The sequence below is a fragment of the Streptomyces jeddahensis genome (genome assembly GCF_001642995.1).
Taxonomy (GTDB): Bacteria; Actinomycetota; Actinomycetes; order Streptomycetales; family Streptomycetaceae; genus Streptomyces; species Streptomyces jeddahensis.
This window is the reverse complement of record NZ_LOHS01000086.1, coordinates 67,530-87,786: the sequence shown is the minus strand read 5'-3', so window position 1 is coordinate 87,786 and position 20,257 is coordinate 67,530. Positions and strand designations below refer to the sequence as shown.

Annotated in this window: 19 protein-coding genes; 11 read left to right on the top strand and 8 right to left on the bottom strand. The window is 71.0% G+C overall.

The features are described 5' to 3' along the window. Positions 1 to 59 precede the first annotated feature (59 nt). The 6 genes from STSP_RS18935 to STSP_RS18910 form a co-directional block, all read right to left on the bottom strand. On the bottom strand, positions 60 to 1,718 hold the full coding sequence (locus STSP_RS18935) for a choice-of-anchor M domain-containing protein (RefSeq protein WP_067279342.1): 1,659 nt from the start codon (positions 1,716 to 1,718) through the stop codon (positions 60 to 62). Between the two features lie 63 nt (positions 1,719 to 1,781). Then, positions 1,782 to 2,492, bottom strand: coding sequence for a choice-of-anchor M domain-containing protein (locus STSP_RS18930; RefSeq protein ID WP_078067306.1), 711 nt, complete (start codon positions 2,490 to 2,492; stop codon positions 1,782 to 1,784). A 226-nt stretch (positions 2,493 to 2,718) separates the two neighbouring features. Then, a complete protein-coding gene (locus STSP_RS18925) occupies positions 2,719 to 3,492 on the bottom strand; it encodes a class I SAM-dependent methyltransferase (RefSeq protein WP_067279340.1) in 774 nt (257 codons plus the stop codon). 180 nt (positions 3,493 to 3,672) lie between these two features. Then, on the bottom strand, positions 3,673 to 5,952 hold the full coding sequence (locus tag STSP_RS18920; protein ID WP_198547387.1) for a peptidoglycan recognition protein family protein: 2,280 nt from the start codon (positions 5,950 to 5,952) through the stop codon (positions 3,673 to 3,675). 343 nt (positions 5,953 to 6,295) lie between these two features. Next, entirely contained in the window at positions 6,296 to 7,144 is an 849-nt protein-coding gene (locus tag STSP_RS41255) for a class F sortase (RefSeq protein ID WP_067279334.1), read from the bottom strand. Positions 7,145 to 7,264: 120 nt separating this feature from the next. Then, positions 7,265 to 7,756, bottom strand: a complete 492-nt coding sequence (locus tag STSP_RS18910) for a sortase (protein ID WP_067279331.1) — start codon at positions 7,754 to 7,756, stop codon at positions 7,265 to 7,267. A 341-nt stretch (positions 7,757 to 8,097) separates the two neighbouring features. Between STSP_RS18910 and STSP_RS18905 the strand changes: the two genes are divergently transcribed. After that, positions 8,098 to 8,835 carry a DUF2470 domain-containing protein gene (locus STSP_RS18905; RefSeq protein ID WP_067279330.1) on the top strand — a complete coding sequence of 246 codons (738 nt, stop codon included), beginning with the start codon at positions 8,098 to 8,100 and terminating at the stop codon, positions 8,833 to 8,835. 319 nt (positions 8,836 to 9,154) lie between these two features. Here the strand turns inward: STSP_RS18905 and STSP_RS41000 are convergent, their stop codons facing one another. Further along, the gene (locus tag STSP_RS41000; protein ID WP_332835379.1) at positions 9,155 to 9,499 is read right to left on the bottom strand and encodes an alpha/beta fold hydrolase; all 345 of its coding nucleotides are present in this window, start codon (positions 9,497 to 9,499) and stop codon (positions 9,155 to 9,157) included. Positions 9,500 to 10,231: 732 nt separating this feature from the next. On the opposite strand from STSP_RS41000, the gene STSP_RS18895 reads away from it, so the two are divergent. From STSP_RS18895 to STSP_RS18850, 10 genes are all read left to right on the top strand, one after another. Then, positions 10,232 to 11,041, top strand: a complete 810-nt coding sequence (locus STSP_RS18895; protein WP_067279327.1) for a PaaX family transcriptional regulator — start codon at positions 10,232 to 10,234, stop codon at positions 11,039 to 11,041. A gap of 158 nt (positions 11,042 to 11,199) precedes the next feature. After that, complete coding sequence (locus STSP_RS18890; RefSeq protein ID WP_067279324.1) at positions 11,200 to 12,096, top strand: sulfotransferase family protein; 897 nt, start codon at positions 11,200 to 11,202, stop codon at positions 12,094 to 12,096. Positions 12,097 to 12,110: 14 nt separating this feature from the next. Further along, the gene (locus STSP_RS18885) at positions 12,111 to 12,527 is read left to right on the top strand and encodes a hypothetical protein (protein WP_067279323.1); all 417 of its coding nucleotides are present in this window, start codon (positions 12,111 to 12,113) and stop codon (positions 12,525 to 12,527) included. Further along, a complete protein-coding gene (locus STSP_RS18880; RefSeq protein WP_232789705.1) occupies positions 12,524 to 13,744 on the top strand; it encodes a glycosyltransferase family 4 protein in 1,221 nt (406 codons plus the stop codon). Before STSP_RS18885 ends, STSP_RS18880 begins: the two co-directional genes overlap by 4 nt. After that, on the top strand, positions 13,741 to 14,289 hold the full coding sequence (gene cysC, locus STSP_RS18875) for an adenylyl-sulfate kinase (protein WP_067279320.1): 549 nt from the start codon (positions 13,741 to 13,743) through the stop codon (positions 14,287 to 14,289). Before STSP_RS18880 ends, cysC begins: the two co-directional genes overlap by 4 nt. Then, positions 14,286 to 15,209, top strand: coding sequence for a sulfate adenylyltransferase subunit CysD (gene cysD, locus STSP_RS18870; RefSeq protein WP_067279317.1), 924 nt, complete (start codon positions 14,286 to 14,288; stop codon positions 15,207 to 15,209). Before cysC ends, cysD begins: the two co-directional genes overlap by 4 nt. A 2-nt stretch (positions 15,210 to 15,211) precedes the next feature. After that, a complete protein-coding gene (locus STSP_RS18865; RefSeq protein WP_067279315.1) occupies positions 15,212 to 16,462 on the top strand; it encodes a sulfate adenylyltransferase subunit 1 in 1,251 nt (416 codons plus the stop codon). A 5-nt stretch (positions 16,463 to 16,467) separates the two neighbouring features. Continuing rightward, positions 16,468 to 17,235, top strand: a complete 768-nt coding sequence (locus tag STSP_RS18860; RefSeq protein ID WP_067279312.1) for an ABC transporter ATP-binding protein — start codon at positions 16,468 to 16,470, stop codon at positions 17,233 to 17,235. Then, positions 17,222 to 18,097 (top strand): ABC transporter permease, encoded by an 876-nt coding sequence (locus tag STSP_RS18855; RefSeq protein ID WP_067279310.1) that lies wholly within the window; start codon positions 17,222 to 17,224, stop codon positions 18,095 to 18,097. Before STSP_RS18860 ends, STSP_RS18855 begins: the two co-directional genes overlap by 14 nt. Positions 18,098 to 18,265: 168 nt before the next feature. Next, entirely contained in the window at positions 18,266 to 18,766 is a 501-nt protein-coding gene (locus STSP_RS18850) for an ATP-binding protein (protein ID WP_408646326.1), read from the top strand. Here STSP_RS18850 and STSP_RS18845 read toward each other — a convergent pair. After that, positions 18,726 to 20,240 (bottom strand): amino acid permease, encoded by a 1,515-nt coding sequence (locus STSP_RS18845; protein ID WP_067279305.1) that lies wholly within the window; start codon positions 20,238 to 20,240, stop codon positions 18,726 to 18,728. The two genes, STSP_RS18850 and STSP_RS18845, sit on opposite strands and share 41 nt — an antisense overlap. Positions 20,241 to 20,257: the final 17 nt, after the last annotated feature.

Sequence of the window (20,257 nt, the reverse complement as noted above, 5' to 3'; positions counted from 1 at the left end):
ATGCCGGGCCCGGGAGAGGGCCGGGGGCTGCCATTCCCCACCCCGCCCCGGACCCGGAGTCAGGAGGCGTCTGTCACGCCGCTGGTGTGCCGGCGGCGTACGGCGACCACGGCAGCGGCCCCGACAGCGACAGCCGCGGCAGCCACGGCGAGCGGGACGGTCACCCCGGCACCGGTGGAGGCGAGGCCGCCGCTCGTCGACGCACCGTCCCCACCGCCCGAACCGGACCCCGGCCCTGGCGGGGCGAACGACCCGGTGGCGCTCGCACTCGGGGAGTCGCCGGGCGTGACCGTCGCCGTGTCCGTGGGCGTGGGTGCCGCCGAGCCCGTGGGCCTAGCAGAGGAGGTTGCCGAGCCGGTGGCCGTCGGGGTGGCGGTCGGCTCGCCGCCGTCCCCCTCCCCCGGGACGACCGTCGACGGGTCGGCCTCCCCGACCGCCACCGCCACCGTCCCCGTGTCGCTGACCTTCTCGCCCGACGCCAGGGTCGCCCGCACGGTGAGCGTGACGCGGTAGACGCCCTCCTCGGTGAAGACCCAGGTTGCGTGGGTGTGCCGGTTGGCCCCGTACGGGTAGCGGTCGGGGAGGCCGTCGGCGCTGTTGAAGTGGGTGGTAACCCCGCCCAGCGACGACCCTTCGTAGACGGCGATGTGCCCCGGCCCGCGCAGCGCGGACAGCTCGTACGACAGCTCGGTGACCTCGGCCGTGTCGAGCTCCGTGGAGCCGAAGCCAAGCCACAGCAGCCCATTGGTCTGGGTCTGCGGCAGCACCCACACCGTGTCGTCGGGGCCGCCGATGAACTCAAGCCCCTCTCCGAGCCTGCGCTTGGCGCGCGGCTTCACATGCAGGACCGCCTCGTCCGGCTCGTGCACCGTGAAATCGGCGCTGGAGCCCTCCTTGAGCTGGAACCGCAGCCGGTCGCCGGCCATGCGGGCCGCGAGGTCCACATGCCCCTCGCCGATCACCGCGGTGTCCGTGGGCGGGGCCGTGGTGGTCGACGGGGGTGGCGGGCTCACCGGGGGCGTCGACCCGTCACCGGGCAGCACCTGCCCCGGGTCGACGTCGTCGCCCACCGCGACGGCCACGGTCTCGGTGTCCGTGGTGCGCTCGCCACCGACGGTCGTACTCACCTCGAAGGTGATCCTGTGGACCCCCTCCGCCAGGAACCCCCACATCGGCGCGAACCGGTCCCCGGTCCCGTCGGTGGGCGGCAGCGTGAAGGAGTGGTATTCCGGCAGCCGTTGCACCAAATACGGGACGGCGTTCTCGCCGTTCGCGTAGTCCCAGTCGAACATCGCGAACTGGCCCGGCCCGCGCACCTCCTTCAGCCGCACCTCGGTCGCCCCGGCGGCATCACCGGGCAGCTGACCTGTGGACCACCCCGGATCGAGGTCGAAACGCAGCTGCGACTCCACGCCGTTGAGCAGCCACGCGGGATCGCCCGGGACGGCGTCGAACATGGCGACCGGATCGATCATCGGCCCGTCGACGAAGTACTCCGTCTCCGGCTTGGCGTGCAGCACCACCTCCGAGGGCTCCCGCCACACCGGACCCGAGTCCGCCGTCCGGTCCGCGATCTGGAGCTGGAGCCGCCCGTCCACGATCCGGGGCGCGAAGTCGATCTCGCCCTCGTCGAGGACGACGGCCGCGGGGGCGGCACTGACGTCGGTGCTGCCCACCGTCACGGCGCCGAACGCGCCGATCAACAGGGCGGCGCTCACAGCGGCGACGGCCCCCGCCCGCGGGGGCCGTCTCGAACCCGTTGGTCTCACCGTCCGTGTCCTTTAGTTCTGGACGGTGAAGATGTAGGACTCGGTGGTGGGCGGGATGGTGCCGCCGGAGGTCCGGGTGCCGCTGATCTGGAAGGTGATCCGGTAGGTGCCGGCCGCCTCGAAGGCCCAGTTGTAGTGGTTGTGGCCGCCGACGACGAAGCTGCGGGCGTCGGCGGAGCCGAAGCCGTCCCCGCCGTCGTAGTACTTGGTCACGGTGCCGGAGCCGGACACCCCGTACACGCTGAACTCGGCGGTGGTGTCCTCGTAGGTGCCGTCACCGGCGGCGTCGTACTGGGCGCCGGTCAGGGTGTAGGTCACCCGGTTGTTGGTGAAGACGCCGGTGGTCAGGTGCTCGGTGGATATGCCAGGCCAGATGACGCCCTTGGAGGTGGCGGCGGCCTCGTCCTGCGGCAGGACCCACACCGTGGAGCCGGCTGCGCCGAGGAAGTTGTAGGCGGTGCCGGAGGGGCGGGTGGTCTTGGCAGCCGACTTCACGTTGAGCGTGACGTCGGCCGGCGCGTACTCGACGTCCGGGGTGACCGACTCGTCGTGGACGTGCAGATGGAAGGCGGAGCCGTCGAACTCGGCGTCGAGGACGTCGATGTGACCGCTGCTGAGCGTGGTCGCGGCGGCGGCCGGGGTGGCGGCCAGGCCGGTCACGGCCAGGGCCGCGGCAAGGGAACCGGAAACAGTCAGAGCGCGGGTGCGGGTGAAGGCACGCAAAGTGATCCCCCCTGGATCATGGCTGCGCACGTGCTTGTACGTGCACGAACAAGTGTGATGGTAATCATTTTCAACAAGAGGGGCAACGGTATCTGGGGGAACTGATGAGGAAGTTGTGAACGGCCTGCCGGTCGCAGGTCCACGCCGCCTTGGAGGGGCGCCAGGAACAGCTCCGTCGGCACGGAGAGCGGCCATGGCGGCCGCTCCGCAGGCCGCATGCCGACGCCTACTCGCCGACGCGCGTCAGAACACGCAGACCCAACTCCGACCCTCCCATGGGCCGGAGCACCAGGCCCTCCACGGCCACCTCATCGGCCAGCGCGTCGTCCCCCATCACCCACCACCGATAGTCGACCGACACTTGGGACACCTGATGAGTTCCCCGCGCGACGCGGTAGTCCATGCGCCAGACCACCTGATCATGACCGGCCGGCTCGGCCTGCGCCCAGCCCTCGTAGGTCAGATCCCCCAGAGTCAGGTGTGCCATCCGCGTTCGCGGCACGGGTTGCGGCGTGAAGGGGGGCGTCACATTGACGAGCAGGGCCCCACCGGGAGCGAGACGACGAGCAGCCTTCCCCCAGAGAGTGCGGCGCTGGTCCGGCGACAGGTGCCCCAGGACGTTCATAGCGAGCACCGCCCGCATTCCGTCCGGCAACTCGGCGCTCGAGGCATCGGCGGGGAGCACCGTGACACCCGTACGCAGTAACGGCTCGTCATGCACCCGCGCCAGCAGCACGGCCCTCATAGCCGGGGAAGGCTCAACGGCCAGCACCGGGGCGCCCGGGAGGGCTTCCCGAACGGCCCGCACCCCCCTACCCGATCCCGCCCCCAGGTCGACCACCGGCCCCTCCGTGGCGTGCAATCCCTTGAGGACCGATACGACCTCGGGCGCCAGCCCCTCCCAGGTCTCCGCAATCATGATGTCGATGTACTCGGCCGACAGCGCGTACGGATCTCCTCCGGGCAGCTCCCGCTCCACATGATTTTCGTTTTCATTCATGCAGTCAGTGTCGCAGGATCGCAGCCCTATGCCGATCCCTGGGACGGAGACTCCGCAGGCGTCCGCCGAAATGCCGCCGCACCCCACCTGACAGCAAGTGCCGGGAAGGGGTGCGGCGGCATCCGTGGCGGTGGCGCGATGCGGCCGCCGCAGGCTCGGGACTACGTGATGGGGTGGGGACTACTTGATGTAAACGAGGCCGTCGGTGGTGATGGTGGGACGGCCGCTGGTACCGACCACGACGATCTTGATGGTGTGCTTGGCGCTGCTGGACCAGGTCTTGGTCCAGATCGCCTGCCGGTACAGGGTGCTGGAGGACTTCAGGTCGACGGTCGTGACCCTGGTGCCGTCGACATAAACGTATGCCTGGCCCGAGCTGGAGGCTCGGGAGACCACCCAGGCGGCGGAGCGGCCGGTGAAGGTCCAGGTGAGACTGGCGCCCTTGGAACCGCTGGAGTACGACTTGCCGCCGAGGTAGCTGGTGGATGAACGGGTGGTCCAGCTGCCTGACTTGGTGGCGGCGGTCTCCTGCAGGATCACGGGGGTGTAGGAGGGGGACGACGTGCGGTAGTTGCCGGCGTAGTCGTAGGCCCGCATGGACCAGGTGGTGGCGGTGCCGGACTTGGCGGTGCGGCTGGAGCTGGTGGTGGTCGGGCCGAAGGTGGCCGTGGTCGGGGCCAGCAGCTTCACGTAGCGCAGGGCCTTGTCGTCCGTGGCCTTCCAGCCGAGGGTGACCGGGACGGCGGTGGTGTTGACGGTGCCGCTGCGCAGGGAGAGCTTCGGGGTGGTGCTGAAGGTCGGTGCGGTCGTCTCCGCGACGACGTTCAGGCCGGTGCTGGTCGCGGTCTTGCCGGACTGGTGCACGGCCCGCACGGCGACGGTGTGGCTGCCCAGGGCGAGGGTGGTGCCGGCTGAGGTGGCGGTGCCGGAGGTGGTGGCGACGGTCTTGCCGTCGACCAGCAGCTCGAACTTCGAGATGAGCGAGGCCGGCGTGGTGGCCGACCAGTGCACCGTGACGGCGCCCTTGGTGTAGTACGTCGAGCCCGAAAGGCCCGCGCCGTCGACCGAGGTGACCTTCAGGCCCTGCACCGGGCCGGACGCCCAGGTGCGGATGGTCGGCAGCTGGGCGTACAGGGAGTTGCCGGGGCACTGGGTGTTGTAGCCGTCGCGGTGGCCGGAGATCCGGTTGAAGGTGTACTTGCTGCCCGCGGTGAAGCTCGTGCCGAAGTAGTTCGTCTGGCTGGCGCCCGCGGTGAGCTGGACGGTCCCGGCCGGGTCGGCGCCGTACTGGCCGAGCTTCCAGGCCGCCACGCGGGCGACCGCGGTCAGCGCGGCCTTGGAGGCGCTCGTGGAGGTGTACTCACCGAGCACCGCGACGCCCGTGGACTCGCGGTTCCACCCGTAGGTGTGGGCGCCGAGCACCGGCAGGTCGACGCCACCCTTGCGGCCCTCGAAGATCGTGCCGCACTTGTCGACCAGGAAGTTGTAGCCGATGTCGTTCCAGCCGTTGACCTGCGTGTGGTACGCGTAGATGCCCCGGACGATCGACGCGGAGTCGGCGCAGGAGTAGTCGTTGGTCCCGTCGGTGTGGTGGACGAACACGGCCTTCACGTCGGCGTTGTACTCCGACGGGTCAGGGCTCATCGACTCGTCGGCGCCCCAGCCGGCGCGCGAGACGATCGGCGGTTCGGGCACGGTGGACGGCGGCGCGGAGGGCTTGGTGGCCGACGGGCTCGCGGACGCGCTCGCCGAGGGGGACGCGGAGCCCGAAGCGGTCGGGGTGGCCACGGGCGTGCTCTCGGTGGGAGCTGGCGATGTGGTGGTCTGACCGTCCGTCGGCGTGGCGGTGGTGCCGTCGCTCGGCGTGGGGGAGTCGGTGGTCGCGGCGGTGTCGGTGGGGGCGGCGGTCGTGGCGCCTGGGGTCTCCTCGGCGACGAACGCGGCGGGGTCGGCATCGGCGGCGGACTTGGTCTCGGCCGCCGTCACCACGCCCGGGTCGACCAGGTTGACCTCGAGCCCCTTGGGCAGCGAGCTGGTGGTGCCGTTCTTGCGGACGACCTGGACCTGGACGCCGTCGGAGGGACCGACCCAGATCGGCTCGGACGAGCCGCGCACACCGGGACCGGGGTCGTCCAGCGGGTCGACGTTGACTTCGAGGTCCTGCCAGGCGCTCCACTCGCCGGTCTCACGGCTGCGGGTACGCACCTGCACCGTGCCGTGGAGCCGCTTGGTGGCGCCCGTCCAGGAGACGCCGAGCATCGAGAACTGCTCGGTGTCCGTGCGCGGCAGCTCCCGCCTGTCCGCTGTGGAGCCCTTCAGCGCGAGGTCGTAGACCTTCACCGGCCGCTTGACCCGGCCCGCCGCGCCCGCATCGGCGGACGGGCTGGCGACGGCGTACGTCACGAGGCCGCCACCCCCCAGGACCACCGCAGCGAGCGTCAGCCACGCCCGTCGCTTCAGACTCAGCGGCCTGTACGCATGCAACGTACGACGACTCACGACGTATCCACCCCACAGACGGCCGGGCCAGGCCAGGTTCAGGCCACGGAAGAAAGTCCCATAAGGCACACCCGTCACATAGGTGGCCCGACCCGTACAGCGCCCCCCGACCGGAAAACATCACGGCAAACGGGCTGCAGTGACGCAGATCACTGCCCAACGTCCCCATGGCGGCGGCGCCTTGGTTCCGCGAGCAACGCGAAGGGCCCGCTGCCCGGACACGCGGTCCGGGCAACGGGCCCTCGGGGGAGCGGCTTCCTGCGGTCCTACAGCGCCGTCTTCTCGGGCTTCATCTGCACGCCTGCTACTTCACCGCGGTCAGCGTCGCGTAGACCACGACGTTGCCCTGGTAGCCGGTGCGCTTGGTGTAACCGCCACCGCAGGTGATCAACCGGAGTTCGGGCCGGCCCGAGCTGCCGTAGACCTTCTTGCTGGGGAACTTCTTTCTGTCGTAGAGCTCGACGGCGCGGACGGTGAACACCGCCGTGCGCCGGTCCGCCCGGCTGATGTCGATGGTGGCGCCCTTGGGAAGGGCGCCCAGGCCGTAGAAGACACCGGGGGCCCCGGTGGGCGTGTCCACATGCCCGATGGCGATGGCTGTCCCCGCCGAGCCGGGAGGCGTGCCGTCGCCGTACCAGCCGGCGAGGCCCGGCTTGCCCGCCGGCGGGGTCCGCAGGGCACCAGCCGCGTCGAGGCCCAGCCGGGTCATGGGGGCGTTGACGCCGATGGCGGGGATCCGGAGCCGGACGGGAGCCGCCGGTCGCAGCGGCGGGACTCCGGGGCGGGCCGGTCCGGGACCGGTGCGGGCGGCGGGAGGGGAACTGGTACGAGCCGGTGGAGCAGTACCGGCAGGTGAAGCCGGATGGGCTGGTGGAGTGGGACGAGCTGCTGCGGCGGTAGGAGTGGGTGACGCGGTGCGGGGCGGCGTGGCGGCCGGGGTGGGCGAGGCGGCGCCGGAGAGCGAAGCCGCGCCGGGCGGCGTGGGGTCCCCAGAGGAGGAGAAAGCCTGAGCGGCCGAGGGCTGCGGCGGCCGGTCCTCCTCGGATGCCCCGCTGATCAGCAGCACCGCACCCGCCAGAAGCACGCACGCCAGAAGGCCGACTGACGGGATGAACGGGTCTCGGGGAGCGCTGGTGTTGTGCCCGGATTCCATCGCGGTTGAGCCTTTGCGTTGAGCCTTTGCTTTGCTGCAGGGCGGGTGCTTCGTAGCGGGTTGGGGTGGGAGGTCGGGGGGATTGGGTTGGGGTGCGGGGGTGTCCGGGGCGGCGGGCGGTCAGCCCCGGTGGGCCCTCTGACGGCGGTGGACCCTGATCACACCGCCGGCCGCGGCTCCGGCGAGCAGCGCACCGCCCAGGGCCAGCTGCATGCCGTCGCTCTCGGCCGGCCCGAAGCCGGCGCCGACCGAGCCGCTCGGGGGGCGCCCTGTGACCTGGTACGTATCCGTGATCTTGATCCGCGGTGGGCACTTCAGGGTGATCGTGTCGTTGCCTGGTCTCGTTCCTTCCGGGATCTCGAACTGACCGACGAGCTCTCCCGGGTAGTCGCCCTCGAAGAGGTGGAACTGCCCTCCCACCTTCGACCAGCCCTTGCCGTAGTCCACGTCGGGACCGCAGGCCGTGGTCGTGACGGTGACCGTGGAGCCCGGGGAAGCGCTCCACGGGTTGATCTGGACATCCGAGCCATCGGCGGCGAGAGCGGCCGGGACCTGCATGCCGAGGGCACCGAGAACCAGGCCGACACCTGCACCGACGTGTGTGTAACGCATGAGAATCCTCCAACGGAGCAGTGTCCGGCCTGTCTGCGCGGCGCCTCTGCTGTGCTCCGCTCACGAGGCAACCGACAGTCCGTCAGCCCCGCAACATGACGGCCCGCCAGATCTGTCGCCCAGTCAGCCGCAGCGGGATTCCCGCTTGATCGTTTGCCCAGGTCACCGGCGCAGGTGTCGGCACGACCGAGGAAGCAGCGGAGGGGAGCGAACGGGGTACTGGCGCCTCGTCAGCCTCTGCCTCGTCAGATCTGCCCGCTCCGTGAGCCAGCCCCAGAAAGGACTGCCCAAGAGGCGTAAGTTAGGTTAGCCTAACCTGACTCGCTCTCCTTGGAGGTCCGATGAAGCCCACCACCGCCTCCGTAACGGAACCAACCGCCGCGGAACGGATCCGTTCGGTACTGGCCCGCGCCGGGTCGCTGACCCTCACCACGGACGGGCACCGCTACGACCTCGTCGGCCTCCACCACGTCGACGGCACAGGACAAGTGAGACTGCGGCTGCCCGCCGACAGCCCCCTGGTCGCGCGCGCCGTGTGCGCCCCGCGCGGCGCGCTCGCCGCCCTGCTGGAGTTCACCGACGTCTCCCCCACCTCCGTCCGGGCCCGGGTACGCGCCAAGGTGACGCTCTCGGGATGGCTCGCCCTGACCGACGACGCGGAGGACGGCGCGGGCGACGGCTCGAGCCTGCGCCTCGACCTCGCGCGCGCCACCCTCGAAGCGGGCGCGGACATGGTCGTCGTCGGTCTGGACGAACTGGTGCTCGCCGAAGCGGATCCCCTGGCGGTCGAGGAGGCGGCCCTGCTGACGCATTTGGTCGACGCCCACGAGGACATGGTGGCGAGGCTCGCCCAGCTGGCCGGGCCGCGGCTGCTGCAGGGGGTCGTCCGCGTGCAGCCCGTCGCCCTCGACCGGTACGGCATCACGCTGCGCTGCGAGTACGCCCGCGGCCACGGTGACCTCCGGCTTGTGTTCCCCGAGCCGGTGCGCGACCCCGCCCAGGCCGGCGACGGCATCCACAGTCTCCTCGCCGCCGCGCAGGCCTGCCCGCACCGACGCCGCACATCGCCCCGCCCATGACGTCGCGTCAGCAGCCGGCACACCCGGACGAGCCGTACGACCAGGTGGCGGCGATCATGCGAGCGGCTCCCCTGGCGGCCGCCCTCTGCACGCCTCCGCAACGCGATGTGCACGGCGACCCCGCGGCGGCACCGGCACCCACCCGCACCGCACCGCCGGACCGCCACGGCAGACGGGACCCTGGCACGCCGCCAGACACGGCTTCGTCACCGGGCTGACGAACCCGAACCGCCCAACCCGAGCTGTCCAACCCAGCTGACGAACCCCCAGCTGCGAAGACGAGCTGTCGGACCCCAGCTGACGGAACCGAGCTGGTGCATCAGGGCGATGCCGTCTCGCGTACAAACGTCCGGATCGCGTCGGCGAGCCCGTCGGGCCGGTCCAGCGGGATCAGGGTGCGGCACTCGTCGAGCTCGACGAGGCGTCCCCGGGGCAGCAGCTCCGCCAGCCGGCGGCCGTGGTCCGGCGGCATCATGCGGTCCTGCCTGCCCCAGACCACCAGTGCGGGGCGGTCGTAGGAGCGCAGGCGCTCGGCCGCTTCGGACATCTCCGTCTTCCGCACGCCGCGCAGGTAACCGACGAGCACGGCGCGGGCGGCGCGATCCCTGCGCAGCGGTTCGATCCAACGGTCGACCAGGTCGTCCGGTACGGGCTTGTGGGCCATGACGGCGTACCCGGTACCCGGTGCCCGGGATCCGGCGTAACGGCCGGACGGCGAGGGCGTGTGCCATCAGCGCGATACCGCCGGGGATCCTGGCGGCCGCCGCCAGCATCGTGCCGCCCGCGCGAGGCGGATAGTTGTCGAAGGCCTCGCAGCCCGCGATGACCATGCGGCCGACGCGGTCCGGCCGCTCGGCGGCCAGCTGCTGCAGCCGTCCGGCGTCGTTCTCGACGAACACCGCGTCGTCGCCCAGCCTCAGTGTGTCGGCGAACTCCCCGACGAGCAGGGCCATCGCGTGCGGGGTGAGCTCCGCTCCGGGGCGCAGAGGGGTGCGGTGGCTGCCGTACGGGAGGGTCGGGACGATGCACCGGAACCCGGGGCCGAGTGCGTCGACGACACGCCGCCAGACCGTTCCGTCCTGCGCAGGGCCGTGCAGCAGCACCACGGGGACGCCGTATCCCCCCGTGTCCTCGTACTCGATGGTGCCCACGCTCAGCTCGGTCTTCGGCATGACGGCCCCCATGTCGTCGTGTCCTGCACCCCTGGTCCTAGGCCCTGTCGTCAAACTCCCGTCGTCCGCCCGAAGGGCGGGCGCCGCGGGGCAGGCGGGAGTTTGACGACAGGGCCTAGGCGTCACCACGCTACCTCCGCCCGGTGACGCCGGGTGCGGGCCGCGCTGTACCGCGACCGGGACATCGCAGAGACGCCGGGAGCCGGGGATCGTAGAGTGATCAGGTGGCCGAGCAGCACACTCCGCGATCCCTGATCGTCACGTTCTACGGCGCGTACGGACGAGACTTCCCCGGCGCCGTGCCGGTGGCCGAGCTGGTCCGCCTCCTGGCCGCCGTCGGCGTCGACGCCCCGTCCGTGCGCTCGTCGGTGTCCCGGCTGAAGCGGCGCGGACTGCTGGTCCCCGAGCGCACCAGCACGGGCACGGCCGGATACGCGCTGTCGCCCGACGCCCGCCAGCTCCTCGACGACGGCGACCGCCGTATCTACCCGACGCAGCCGCCACGGGCCGATGACGGCTGGGTGCTCGCCGTCTTCTCCGTCCCCGAGCAGGAGCGCCACAAGCGGCACGTCCTGCGCTCGCGTCTGGCCGGACTCGGCTTCGGCACGGCGGCACCGGGCGTCTGGATCGCGCCCGCCCGGCTGTACGAGGAGACCCGGCACACGCTGGAGCGCCTGCAACTGGCGCGGTACGTCGATCTGTTCCGCGGCGACCACCTCGGTTTCGCGCCGACCGCGGAGGCCGCCGCCCGCTGGTGGGACCTCGCGGCCATCGCCAAGCTGCACGAGGAGTTCCTGGACCGCCAGGAGCCGGTGCTGCGGGCATGGGGGAAGCGGGCCGGCACTCCCGCGGAGGACGCGTACCGCGACTTCCTGCTCGCGCTGGATTCGTGGCGGCGTCTGCCGTACGCGGATCCGGGACTGCCCGCGGAGCTGCTGCCGCAGGGGTGGCCGGGGGTCCGGTCGGCGCAGGTCTTCCAGGAACTGCGGGCCCGGCTGCGGGACGCCGGGAAGGAGTTCGTGCGCCCCGCATGAGGTCACGTGACCGCCGGGACCGCGTGTTCACGCCGCTGTGGCCAGGTGTTCATGTGACGTCTGTGACTAGTGAGGCGTCGGTCACAATTTGAGTCGCTCAGTAAACCCTAAGGTTTCCACTCCCCTCTTCTCAGAAATCGCTCATACCATCGGGCCGCATGAGATTGCTGCCCAAGCTCAACCAGGCGCTCGTATCGGCCACGGGCTATCAGGTCCGCCGCGCGGGAGGCGCGTCCACGGCACCCGCCAAGAAGGCGCCGGCGAAGAGCGCGCCACCGAAGAAGCGTCCCGACGTGCCGTTCCGATGTCCCGACGACCCCGAGGTCGACCGGCTGCTGCGGGAACCCGTCTTCATCATGTCGCCCGTGCGGTCAGGCTCCACGCTCCTGCGGATGCTCCTCAACGCGCACCCGCGCCTGCACGCCCCGCACGAGCTGCACATCCGCCGCCTCGAGGTCGGCTTCGGCAGCAAGCTCTCGCAGAAGGCGATGAGCGCCCTCGACCTGGAGCGCGGTGATCTCGAGCATCTGCTGTGGGACCGGGTGCTGCACCGGGAACTGGCGAAGTCCGGCAAGGACTTCATCGTCGAGAAGACGCCGAGCAACGCCTTTGCATACAAGCGCATAGCCGCCTGCTGGCCGGACGCCAGGTTCGTCTTCCTGCTGCGCCACCCCGTGTCCATTGCGCGCTCCTGGCACGAGGCCGACCCGGAGAAGCGCACCTACGACGAGGCCGCGGCCGACGCGCTGCGCTACATGAAGGCCGTCGACAACGCCCGCAAGGGCCTCACCGGCGGTCACACCATCCGCTACGAGCAGCTCACCGAGGACCCCGAGGGGCAGCTGCGGGACCTGTGCGCCTTCCTCGGCATCGACTTCGACCCCTCGATGCTCTCCTACGGCGAGCGCCAGGACGGCGAGCTGGTCAAGGGCCTCGGCGACTGGCGCGACAAGATCCGCACGGGCACGGTGCAGTCCGGCCGTGCGCTGCCCACCGAGGACGAGATCCCCGAGATCCTCCGTCCGATGTGCGCGTCCTGGGGCTACATATCGTGAAGCCACACGCAGAGATGAAGCCACACGCAGAGATAGAAGAGGTGTGGCCGCGGGACGGACGCATACGCGTCGTGGGCCGGCTGCACGGCAGGCGCGGGGACGGCGGCAGGGACTGGCAGCTGCTGCTGGTCCGCAGGAGCAGCACGCGGGAACAGCTGCGGTACGGCGCCCGGGTGGAGGGAGACCGCTTCGAGAGCGAGGTGCCGGTCGCGGACCTCGCCGCGTACGACCCGGCGGGCATCGAGCAGTGGGATCTGCACTTCACGGACGGCGAGGTGAAGCTGCGGGCCGGGCGGCAGCTCGACGACATCCGCGGCAAGAAGAACATCATGGTCTTTCCGGCGCAGCGGGTGCCGGCCGCACGCGGGACGCTCACGGTGCAGCCGTACTACACGGTCCAGGACAACCTGTCGCTGGAGTGCCGCGTATGACATCCGGCATCACGATCCGCTATCTGCTGCTGCACGCGTACGGCCGCGGCGGCACCATCCGCACCGTCATGAACCAGGCCAACTCGCTGGTGGCCGCGGGCTGGGACGTCGAGCTGGTGAGCGTGCTGCGCCGCCGCGACACGGTGCAGTTCCCGCTGGACCCGCGGGTGACCGTGTCCACGCTGGTGGACCTGCGCGAGAGCGCCCAGGAGCCGCCGCGGGGCCTCCTGGCGCGCCTGCGCGACCGCCGCCGGGCCCGGCAGCTGGAGGAACCCGCGCGGGAGATCCCCCGCGGCGAGTTCGGCTACCGCTACTTCAACCGGCACGTCGAGGACGCGGTCATCGCGTACGTGGCGTCGCTGCGCGACGGCGTCCTGGTGACCACCAGGCCGGCCCTGAACTTCCTCGCCGCGCGGCACGCGACCGGCGGCGTGGTCCGGGTCGCGCAGGAGCACATGAACCACGGCACGCACCGGGCGGACGTCCAGCGGCGCATCGTGGAGTGCTATCCGCGGTTCGACGCGGTGGCCGTGCTGACCGAGCGCGACCGCCAGGACTACCAGCAGCTGCTGCCGGGCACACGCGTCATCCGGATTCCGAACGCCGTTCACTCGCTGGACCAGATCCCGTCACGCCACGACTCGAAGATCGCGGTGGCGGCCGGGCGGCTCTTCCCGCAGAAGGGCTTCGACCTGCTGATCCCGGCATGGGCGCGGCTCGTCGAGAAGTACCCGGACTGGCAGTTGAGGATCTACGGCAGCGGCGAGAAGAAGGCGGAGCTGAGGGCCCTCATCGAGGAGCACCATCTCTACAACCACGTCTTCCTCATGGGGCACACCGATCGTCTCGACGACGAGCTCGCCAAGGCCTCCTTCTACGTGCTCAGTTCGCGCTTCGAGGGCCTTCCGATGGTGATGATCGAGGCGATGAGCCACGCTCTGCCCGTGGTCGCCTTCGACTGCCCGACGGGACCGGCCGACGTCCTCACGCACGGCGTCGACGGGCTGCTGGTGCCGCCCGAGGACACCGTCGCGCTGGCCGATGCCATGGGCCGGCTCATGGCCGACCAGGAGCTGCGCGCCGAGATGGGCACGGCGGCCCTGCTGACGGCGGCCTCCTACGGGCCGGACTCCGTCCACCCCCGGTGGGAGGCCCTCTTCACCGAACTCCACGAGACCCGGCACCACGACGGTGCCGCGAAAGGACTTCACGTATGACCACGGCACGGGCACAGGGAGCCACGATCTGGCTCACCGGCCTGCCGAGCGCGGGCAAAACGACGATCGCGCGCGGGCTCGCGGGCCGGCTGCGGACGGAGGGCCACCGCGTGGAGGTCCTGGACGGTGACGAGATCCGTCGCTTCCTGTCCGCGGGCCTCGGCTTCAGCCGCGAGGACCGCAACACCAACGTGCAGCGCATCGGCCTGGTCGCCGAGGTGCTGGCGCGCAACGGCGTGCTGACGGTCGTCCCGGTGATCGCGCCCTACGCGGACAGCCGTGAGGCGGTGCGCAAGCGGCATCAGAGCAGCGACACGCCGTACTTCGAGGTGCATGTCGCGACGCCGGTGGAGGTGTGCAGCGACCGCGATGTGAAGGGCCTGTACGCGCGTCAGGCGGCCGGGCAGCTGACCGGTCTGACCGGTGTCGACGACCCGTACGAGCCGCCGGTCGACCCCGATCTCGTACTGGAGACGCAGCACCAGACGCCGCAGCAGTCGGCTGACGCGGTGTACGCCATGCTGGCCGCGAGGGGGCTGGTGTGAGCACCACGACCAGCCCCACCAGCGCGTTCACGTTGTCGCACCTGGATGCGCTGGAGTCCGAGGCGGTGCACATCTTCCGCGAGGTGGCGGGTGAGTTCGAGCGGCCGGTGATCCTGTTCTCCGGCGGCAAGGACTCCATCGTCATGCTGCACCTCGCGCTGAAGGCGTTCGCGCCCGCGGCGATCCCCTTCTCGCTGCTGCATGTGGATACGGGACACAACTTCCCCGAGGTGCTTGAGTACCGCGACCGTGTGGTGGCCGCCCATGGGCTGCGCCTCCATGTCGCCTCCGTACAGGACTACATCGACCGCGGTGTGCTGCGCGAGCGTCCCGACGGCACCCGCAATCCGCTGCAGACCGTGCCGCTGACCGAGGCCATCCAGCACCACCGCTTCGACGCCGTCTTCGGCGGCGGACGCCGCGACGAGGAGAAGGCCCGGGCCAAGGAACGCGTGTTCTCCCTCCGCGACGAGTTCTCGCAGTGGGACCCGCGCCGCCAGCGCCCCGAGCTGTGGAACCTGTACAACGGCCGCCACGCACCCGGCGAGCATGTGCGCGTCTTCCCGCTGTCCAACTGGACCGAGCTGGACGTGTGGCAGTACATCGCCCGCGAGCAGATCGAGCTGCCGTCCATCTACTTCGCGCACCAGCGTGAGGTCTTCCTGCGGGGTGGCATGTGGCTGACCGCGGGTGAGTGGGGCGGCCCGAAGGACGGCGAGACGGTCGAGAAGCGGCAGGTCCGCTACCGCACCGTCGGCGACATGTCCTGCACCGGCGCCGTCGACTCCGACGCCGACAGCATCGAGAAGGTGATCGCGGAGATCGCCGCATCGCGGCTGACCGAGCGGGGCGCGACCCGCGCCGACGACAAGCTGTCCGAGGCCGCGATGGAAGACCGCAAGCGCGAGGGGTACTTCTAGAGATGACCAGCACCACCACCAGCCCCGCCGTCACGACCGGCACGGGGCGCTCAGCCACGGCCGTCGACACCCTGCGCTTCGCGACCGCCGGTTCCGTGGACGACGGCAAGTCGACCCTGGTCGGCCGCCTGCTGCACGACTCCAAGTCGGTCCTCGCCGACCAGCTCGAAGCCGTCGAACGCGCCTCGGCCAGCCGCGGCCAGGACACCCCCGACCTCGCCCTCCTCACCGACGGCCTGCGCGCCGAACGCGAGCAGGGCATCACCATCGACGTCGCCTACCGCTACTTCGCCACGCCCCGGCGCCGGTTCATCCTCGCCGACACCCCCGGCCATGTGCAGTACACGCGGAACATGGTCACCGGCGCATCGACCGCCGAACTGACCGTGATCCTCGTCGACGCCCGCAACGGCGTCGTCGAACAGACCCGCCGCCACGCCGCCATCGCGGCCCTCCTCCGTGTCCCGCACGTCGTCCTCGCCGTCAACAAGATGGACCTCGTGGACTACGCCGAGCCGGTCTTCACCGAGGTCGCGGCGGAGTTCGTCCAGTACGCGACGGAGCTGGGCGTCCCCGAGATCACGGCCATCCCCATCTCGGCGCTCGCCGGCGACAACGTCGTCGAACCGTCCGCGAACATGGACTGGTACGGCGGCCCGACCGTCCTCGAGCACCTGGAGACGGTGCCGGTCGGCGACGACGCGGCAGAGGCGCCGCCCCGCTTCCCCGTCCAGTACGTGATCAGGCACGACGGGGTCCGCCACTACGCGGGCCAGCTGGTCTCGGGCACGCTGCGCGTCGGCGACGAGGTCACGGTGCTGCCGTCCGGCCGGACGTCGACGATCACCGCGATCGACGTACTGGGCCGGAAGGAGACGGCGGCCTGCGCACCGCAGTCCCTCACCCTGTGCCTCGCGGACGAGATCGACATCGCCCGCGGCGACCTGATCGTGCCGACGGCCGCCGCGCCGCTCACGACGCAGGACGTCGAGGCCGACGTCTGCCATCTGGCGGACCGGCCGCTGCGGAACGGGGATCGGGTGCTGCTGCGGCACACCACCCGTACCGTCCGGGCGATCGTCAAGGATCTGCACGGCGCCGACGAGCTCACGGCCAACGACCTGGGCCGCGTCACGCTGCGCACGGCCGAGCCGCTCGCGCTCGACCCGTACTCCGAGGTGCGCCGCACCGGCTCGTTCCTGCTGATCGACCCGGCGGACGGCGCGACCCTGACCGCAGGCATGGCGCGGTGACCTGAGTGACCAGCACGTCTGTTACCCGGGCGGCCGCCGCGCCGGCCGTACGACTGGCGGGAGCCACCAAGAGGTTCGGCGACGCGCTCGTCCTGGACCGCATCGACCTCGATGTGGCCGAGGGCGAGTTCGTCTGCCTCCTCGGCGCCTCCGGCTGCGGCAAGTCGACGCTGCTCAACCTGGCGGCGGGCCTCGACCGGCCGACCGCGGGCACGGTGACGGCCGGCGCCGCCCGGCCCGCGCTGATGTTCCAGGAGCATGCGCTGTTCCCGTGGCTGACGGCCGGTGGAAACGTCGAACTCGCCCTGGAGCTAGGCGGGTTGGACCGAAAGGAACGACGTGCGGAGGCCGAACGGCTGCTCGCTCTCGTACGGCTGTCGGGCGCCCACGGCAAGCGCATCCACGAGATGTCGGGCGGTATGCGGCAGCGCGTGGCGCTGGCGCGCGCTCTCGCGCAGGGCAGCCAGCTCCTGCTGATGGACGAGCCGTTCGCCGCGCTCGACGCCATCACCCGCGACGTCCTGCACGAGGTGCTGACCGACGTCTGGGAGAAGCGCAGGCTGAGCGTCATCTTCGTCACGCACAACGTCCGGGAAGCGGTCCGGCTGGGGCAGCGGGTCGTCCTGCTCTCGTCGCGGCCCGGCCGGATCGCCCGCGAGTGGCAGGTCGGCATCCCGTACCCGCGTCGTATCGAGGACCACGACGTCGCCGAGCTGTCCCTCGAGATCACCGGACATCTGCGTGAGGAGATCCGCCGCCATGCCCGCCACTGACCTGAAACGCGCCGACGCGGCCTCCCCCGGTGGCGGGGACGACATCTCCTCGGGCCTCGACGCCCTGGAGTCGCCGTCCGCTCCCGCCGCGCGCCGCGCCGCGAAGAAGGCGGTGGCGCCGCTGGCCGCGATCGTCTTCGTGCTGGTGGTGTGGCAGCTGGCGTACGCGCTGGACGTCCTGTCCACGCTGCCGTCACCGGCGTCGGTGGCCGGGGAGCTCGGCGATCTGTGGCGCGACGGCACGCTGCTGCCCGCGCTGGGGCACAGCCTGGAGCGCTGCGTGTTCGGTTTCGCCGCCTCGGTGCTGGTGGGCGCCCCGCTGGGCCTGCTTGTGTACCGGTACGCACTGGTCCGTACCGTCATCGCGCCCGTCCTGTCCGCGTTCCAGTCGCTGCCCGCGGCCGCGCTGGTGCCGCTGGCGGTGATCGCGCTCGGCGAGTCGGAGTCGGCCGTGTACGCGGTCGTCCTGCTCGGCGCCGTGCCGTCGATCTCGATGGGGCTGGCCAGCGCTCTGGACCAGATTCCGCCGCTGCTGCGGCGGGCGGGCGTGACGATGGGCGCGACGGGGCTACGCGCCGTGCGCAAGGTCCTGCTGCCGGCCGCGCTGCCCGGACTGGTCTCGGCTCTCCGGCAGGGCTGGACCTTCGGCTGGCGGGCCCTGATGACGGCCGAACTGATCACCGCGACGCCTCTGCCGGGGGTCGGGCAGGTCCTGAACGCGGGCAAGGAGAGCGCGAGCTTCACACTGATCGTGGCCGCGGTGATCGTGATCCTGGCGATCGGCGTGCTGGTGGAGGCGCTGATCTTCGGCCCGATCGAGCGGCGGGTACTGCGCGATCGGGGCCTCACGGGTCCGAAGTGAGCCGGGTCCTCACGGGTTCGACGTGAGCCGGTGCGCCCCTGCCGGCGGGGCGCACCGGCCACGGCCCATAAACAACGCACGAGCCGAAGGGGTACCGGAAACAGGGCCGTACGTCCTACAGAGACCTGACCAAAACCTCTGATGACCCACCCCTTACCATTCATACGGTTGAAAGCAGGACGACACCGGAACACCTGCTCGCGAACGGACTCAACCGTGCACGATTACGCCGCATCCAGCCCTGCCGCCGCCTCCTGGCGCATCGCGCTGCCGCACAGTGCCGCAGCCGTGCCGGTCGCCCGTGCCCTGGTCCGTAACGCCTTCGCCGACATCGAGTGCTGCGCGGCGGAAACCGACACCGCGGAGCTGCTCACGGCCGAACTGGTCGCGAACGCGGTGGAGCACACCGACGGCCGGGGCCCCATCGAGCTCGTCGTGGAGCTGCTGCCCACCGGCTGCCAGGTCGAGGTCCACGACGCAGAGCCCGCGCCTCCCACTCAGCTCACCCAGCCGGCCCCCGTCGAGCCGCCGGACCCGTGGCAGGAGCACGGGCGCGGTCTGCTGCTGATCCGCGCCCTGAGCTCGTCGTGCGGTCACCGCCCCACCGAGACCGGCAAGGCGGTCTGGTTCAGGCTCCCCGCGGTGCCTCAGCAGCGGCGGCCTGCGTAGCCTCCGGCTCGCCGCCCGGCCCGGCCACCGACTCCGGCTCCGCCTCCGCCGAGGCGCCGTCCGCCCCGTACCTCGAGTGGCGGCGCCCGTACCCGGCGTACACCAGCACCCCCACCGCCAGGAACACGGCGAACTGCACCCAGGTCTCGACCCCGGTGCCGTACATCAGATACACGCAGAAGCCGATGCCCAGCAGAGGGCTGACCGGGTAGAACGGCACCCGGAAGCTGCGCTTCAGCTGCGGGCGGCTGCGGCGCAGCGCGATCACGGCGAAGTTGACGACGGCCATGACGGCGAGCGTGCCGATGGTCGTCAGGTTCATGATCGCGTCGAGCGGCACGACGGCCGCGGGGATCGCGAAGACGACGGCGACGATCCAGGTGCCTGCGACCGGCGTGGACGTCTTCGGGGAGATCCGCTCGAAGACGCGCGGGATGAGGCCGTCGCGGGACATCGACATCAGGATGCGGGTCTGCCCGTACATCACGGCGAGCACGACCGAGGCGATCGCGACGACCGCGCCGAAGGCGATGACGGCGCCGCCGACGGTCGAGCCGGTGACCTCGTTGACGATCAGCGAGAGCGCGGCGGGCGTCTCGGCCACGCCGTCGGCGGAGAAGGCTCCGATCGCGGCGACCGCGACCAGGCAGTACAGCACGGTGACGATGCCAAGGCAGATCAGGATCGCGAGCGGGATGTTGCGCCGCGGGTTCTTGACCTCCTCACCGGCCGTGGTGATGGCGTCGAAGCCGATGTACGAGAAGAAGGCCAGCGAGGCGCCCGAGGTGATGCCCGCGAGGCCGAAGGGCGCGAAGTCGGAGAGGTTGCCCTGCTGGTAGGCGGTGAAGGCGATGCCGCAGAACAGCACCAGGATGGCGATCTTCAGGACGGCCATGGCGGCGGTGGCCCGTGCGCTCTCGCGCATGCCGCGCACCAGGAGCAGCGCGGCGAGCACCATCACGATCACGGCGGGGACGTTCACGACGCCGCCGTCACCGGGCGGGTTCGCGAGGGCCCCGGGCAGCTCCCAGCCGATGAGGCTGTTCAGCAGCTCGTTGAGGTATTGGCCCCAGCCGACGGCGACCGCGGAGACCGACACGCCGTACTCCAGGAGCAGGCACCAGCCCACGAGGAACGCCATGCGCTCACCGAGGGTGGCGTAGGCGAAGGAGTAGGACGAGCCGGACACCGGGATCGCGCCGCCCAGCTCGGCGAAGGAGAAGGCCGTGAAGACACAGGTGATCGCGGCCAGCACGAAGGAGATGACGACGGCCGGACCGGCTTCGGCGACCGTGTCGGACAGGCCGACGAAGATGCCGGTGCCGACGACCGCGCCGACACCGAAGCACACAAGCTGGAACAGCCCCATGGTGCGCTTCAGGCCATGGCCTTCGAGGTCCGCCCCCGATTCGGCGACGAGGCGTTCGGGGGACTTGATGCGGAGTCCTGCTCCAGAGGGGCGTGGACGGGCCATGGGTGGTTCTCGTTTCT

What these genes read in the sequence shown, in the direction of transcription:
- cysC (WP_067279320.1), top strand. Translation starts at nt 13,741, where the DNA reads ATGACCACGGCACGGGCACAGGGAGCCACGATCTGGCTCACCGGCCTG.
- STSP_RS18910 (WP_067279331.1), bottom strand. Translation starts at nt 7,756, where the DNA reads ATGCGTTACACACACGTCGGTGCAGGTGTCGGCCTGGTTCTCGGTGCC.
- STSP_RS18855 (WP_067279310.1), top strand. Translation starts at nt 17,222, where the DNA reads ATGCCCGCCACTGACCTGAAACGCGCCGACGCGGCCTCCCCCGGTGGC.
- STSP_RS18885 (WP_067279323.1), top strand. Translation starts at nt 12,111, where the DNA reads ATGAAGCCACACGCAGAGATAGAAGAGGTGTGGCCGCGGGACGGACGC.
- STSP_RS18890 (WP_067279324.1), top strand. Translation starts at nt 11,200, where the DNA reads ATGAGATTGCTGCCCAAGCTCAACCAGGCGCTCGTATCGGCCACGGGC.
- STSP_RS41000 (WP_332835379.1), bottom strand. Translation starts at nt 9,499, where the DNA reads ATGGCCCACAAGCCCGTACCGGACGACCTGGTCGACCGTTGGATCGAA.
- STSP_RS18925 (WP_067279340.1), bottom strand. Translation starts at nt 3,492, where the DNA reads ATGAATGAAAACGAAAATCATGTGGAGCGGGAGCTGCCCGGAGGAGAT.
- STSP_RS18845 (WP_067279305.1), bottom strand. Translation starts at nt 20,240, where the DNA reads ATGGCCCGTCCACGCCCCTCTGGAGCAGGACTCCGCATCAAGTCCCCC.
- STSP_RS18905 (WP_067279330.1), top strand. Translation starts at nt 8,098, where the DNA reads ATGAAGCCCACCACCGCCTCCGTAACGGAACCAACCGCCGCGGAACGG.
- STSP_RS41255 (WP_067279334.1), bottom strand. Translation starts at nt 7,144, where the DNA reads ATGGAATCCGGGCACAACACCAGCGCTCCCCGAGACCCGTTCATCCCG.
- STSP_RS18865 (WP_067279315.1), top strand. Translation starts at nt 15,212, where the DNA reads ATGACCAGCACCACCACCAGCCCCGCCGTCACGACCGGCACGGGGCGC.
- STSP_RS18880 (WP_232789705.1), top strand. Translation starts at nt 12,524, where the DNA reads ATGACATCCGGCATCACGATCCGCTATCTGCTGCTGCACGCGTACGGC.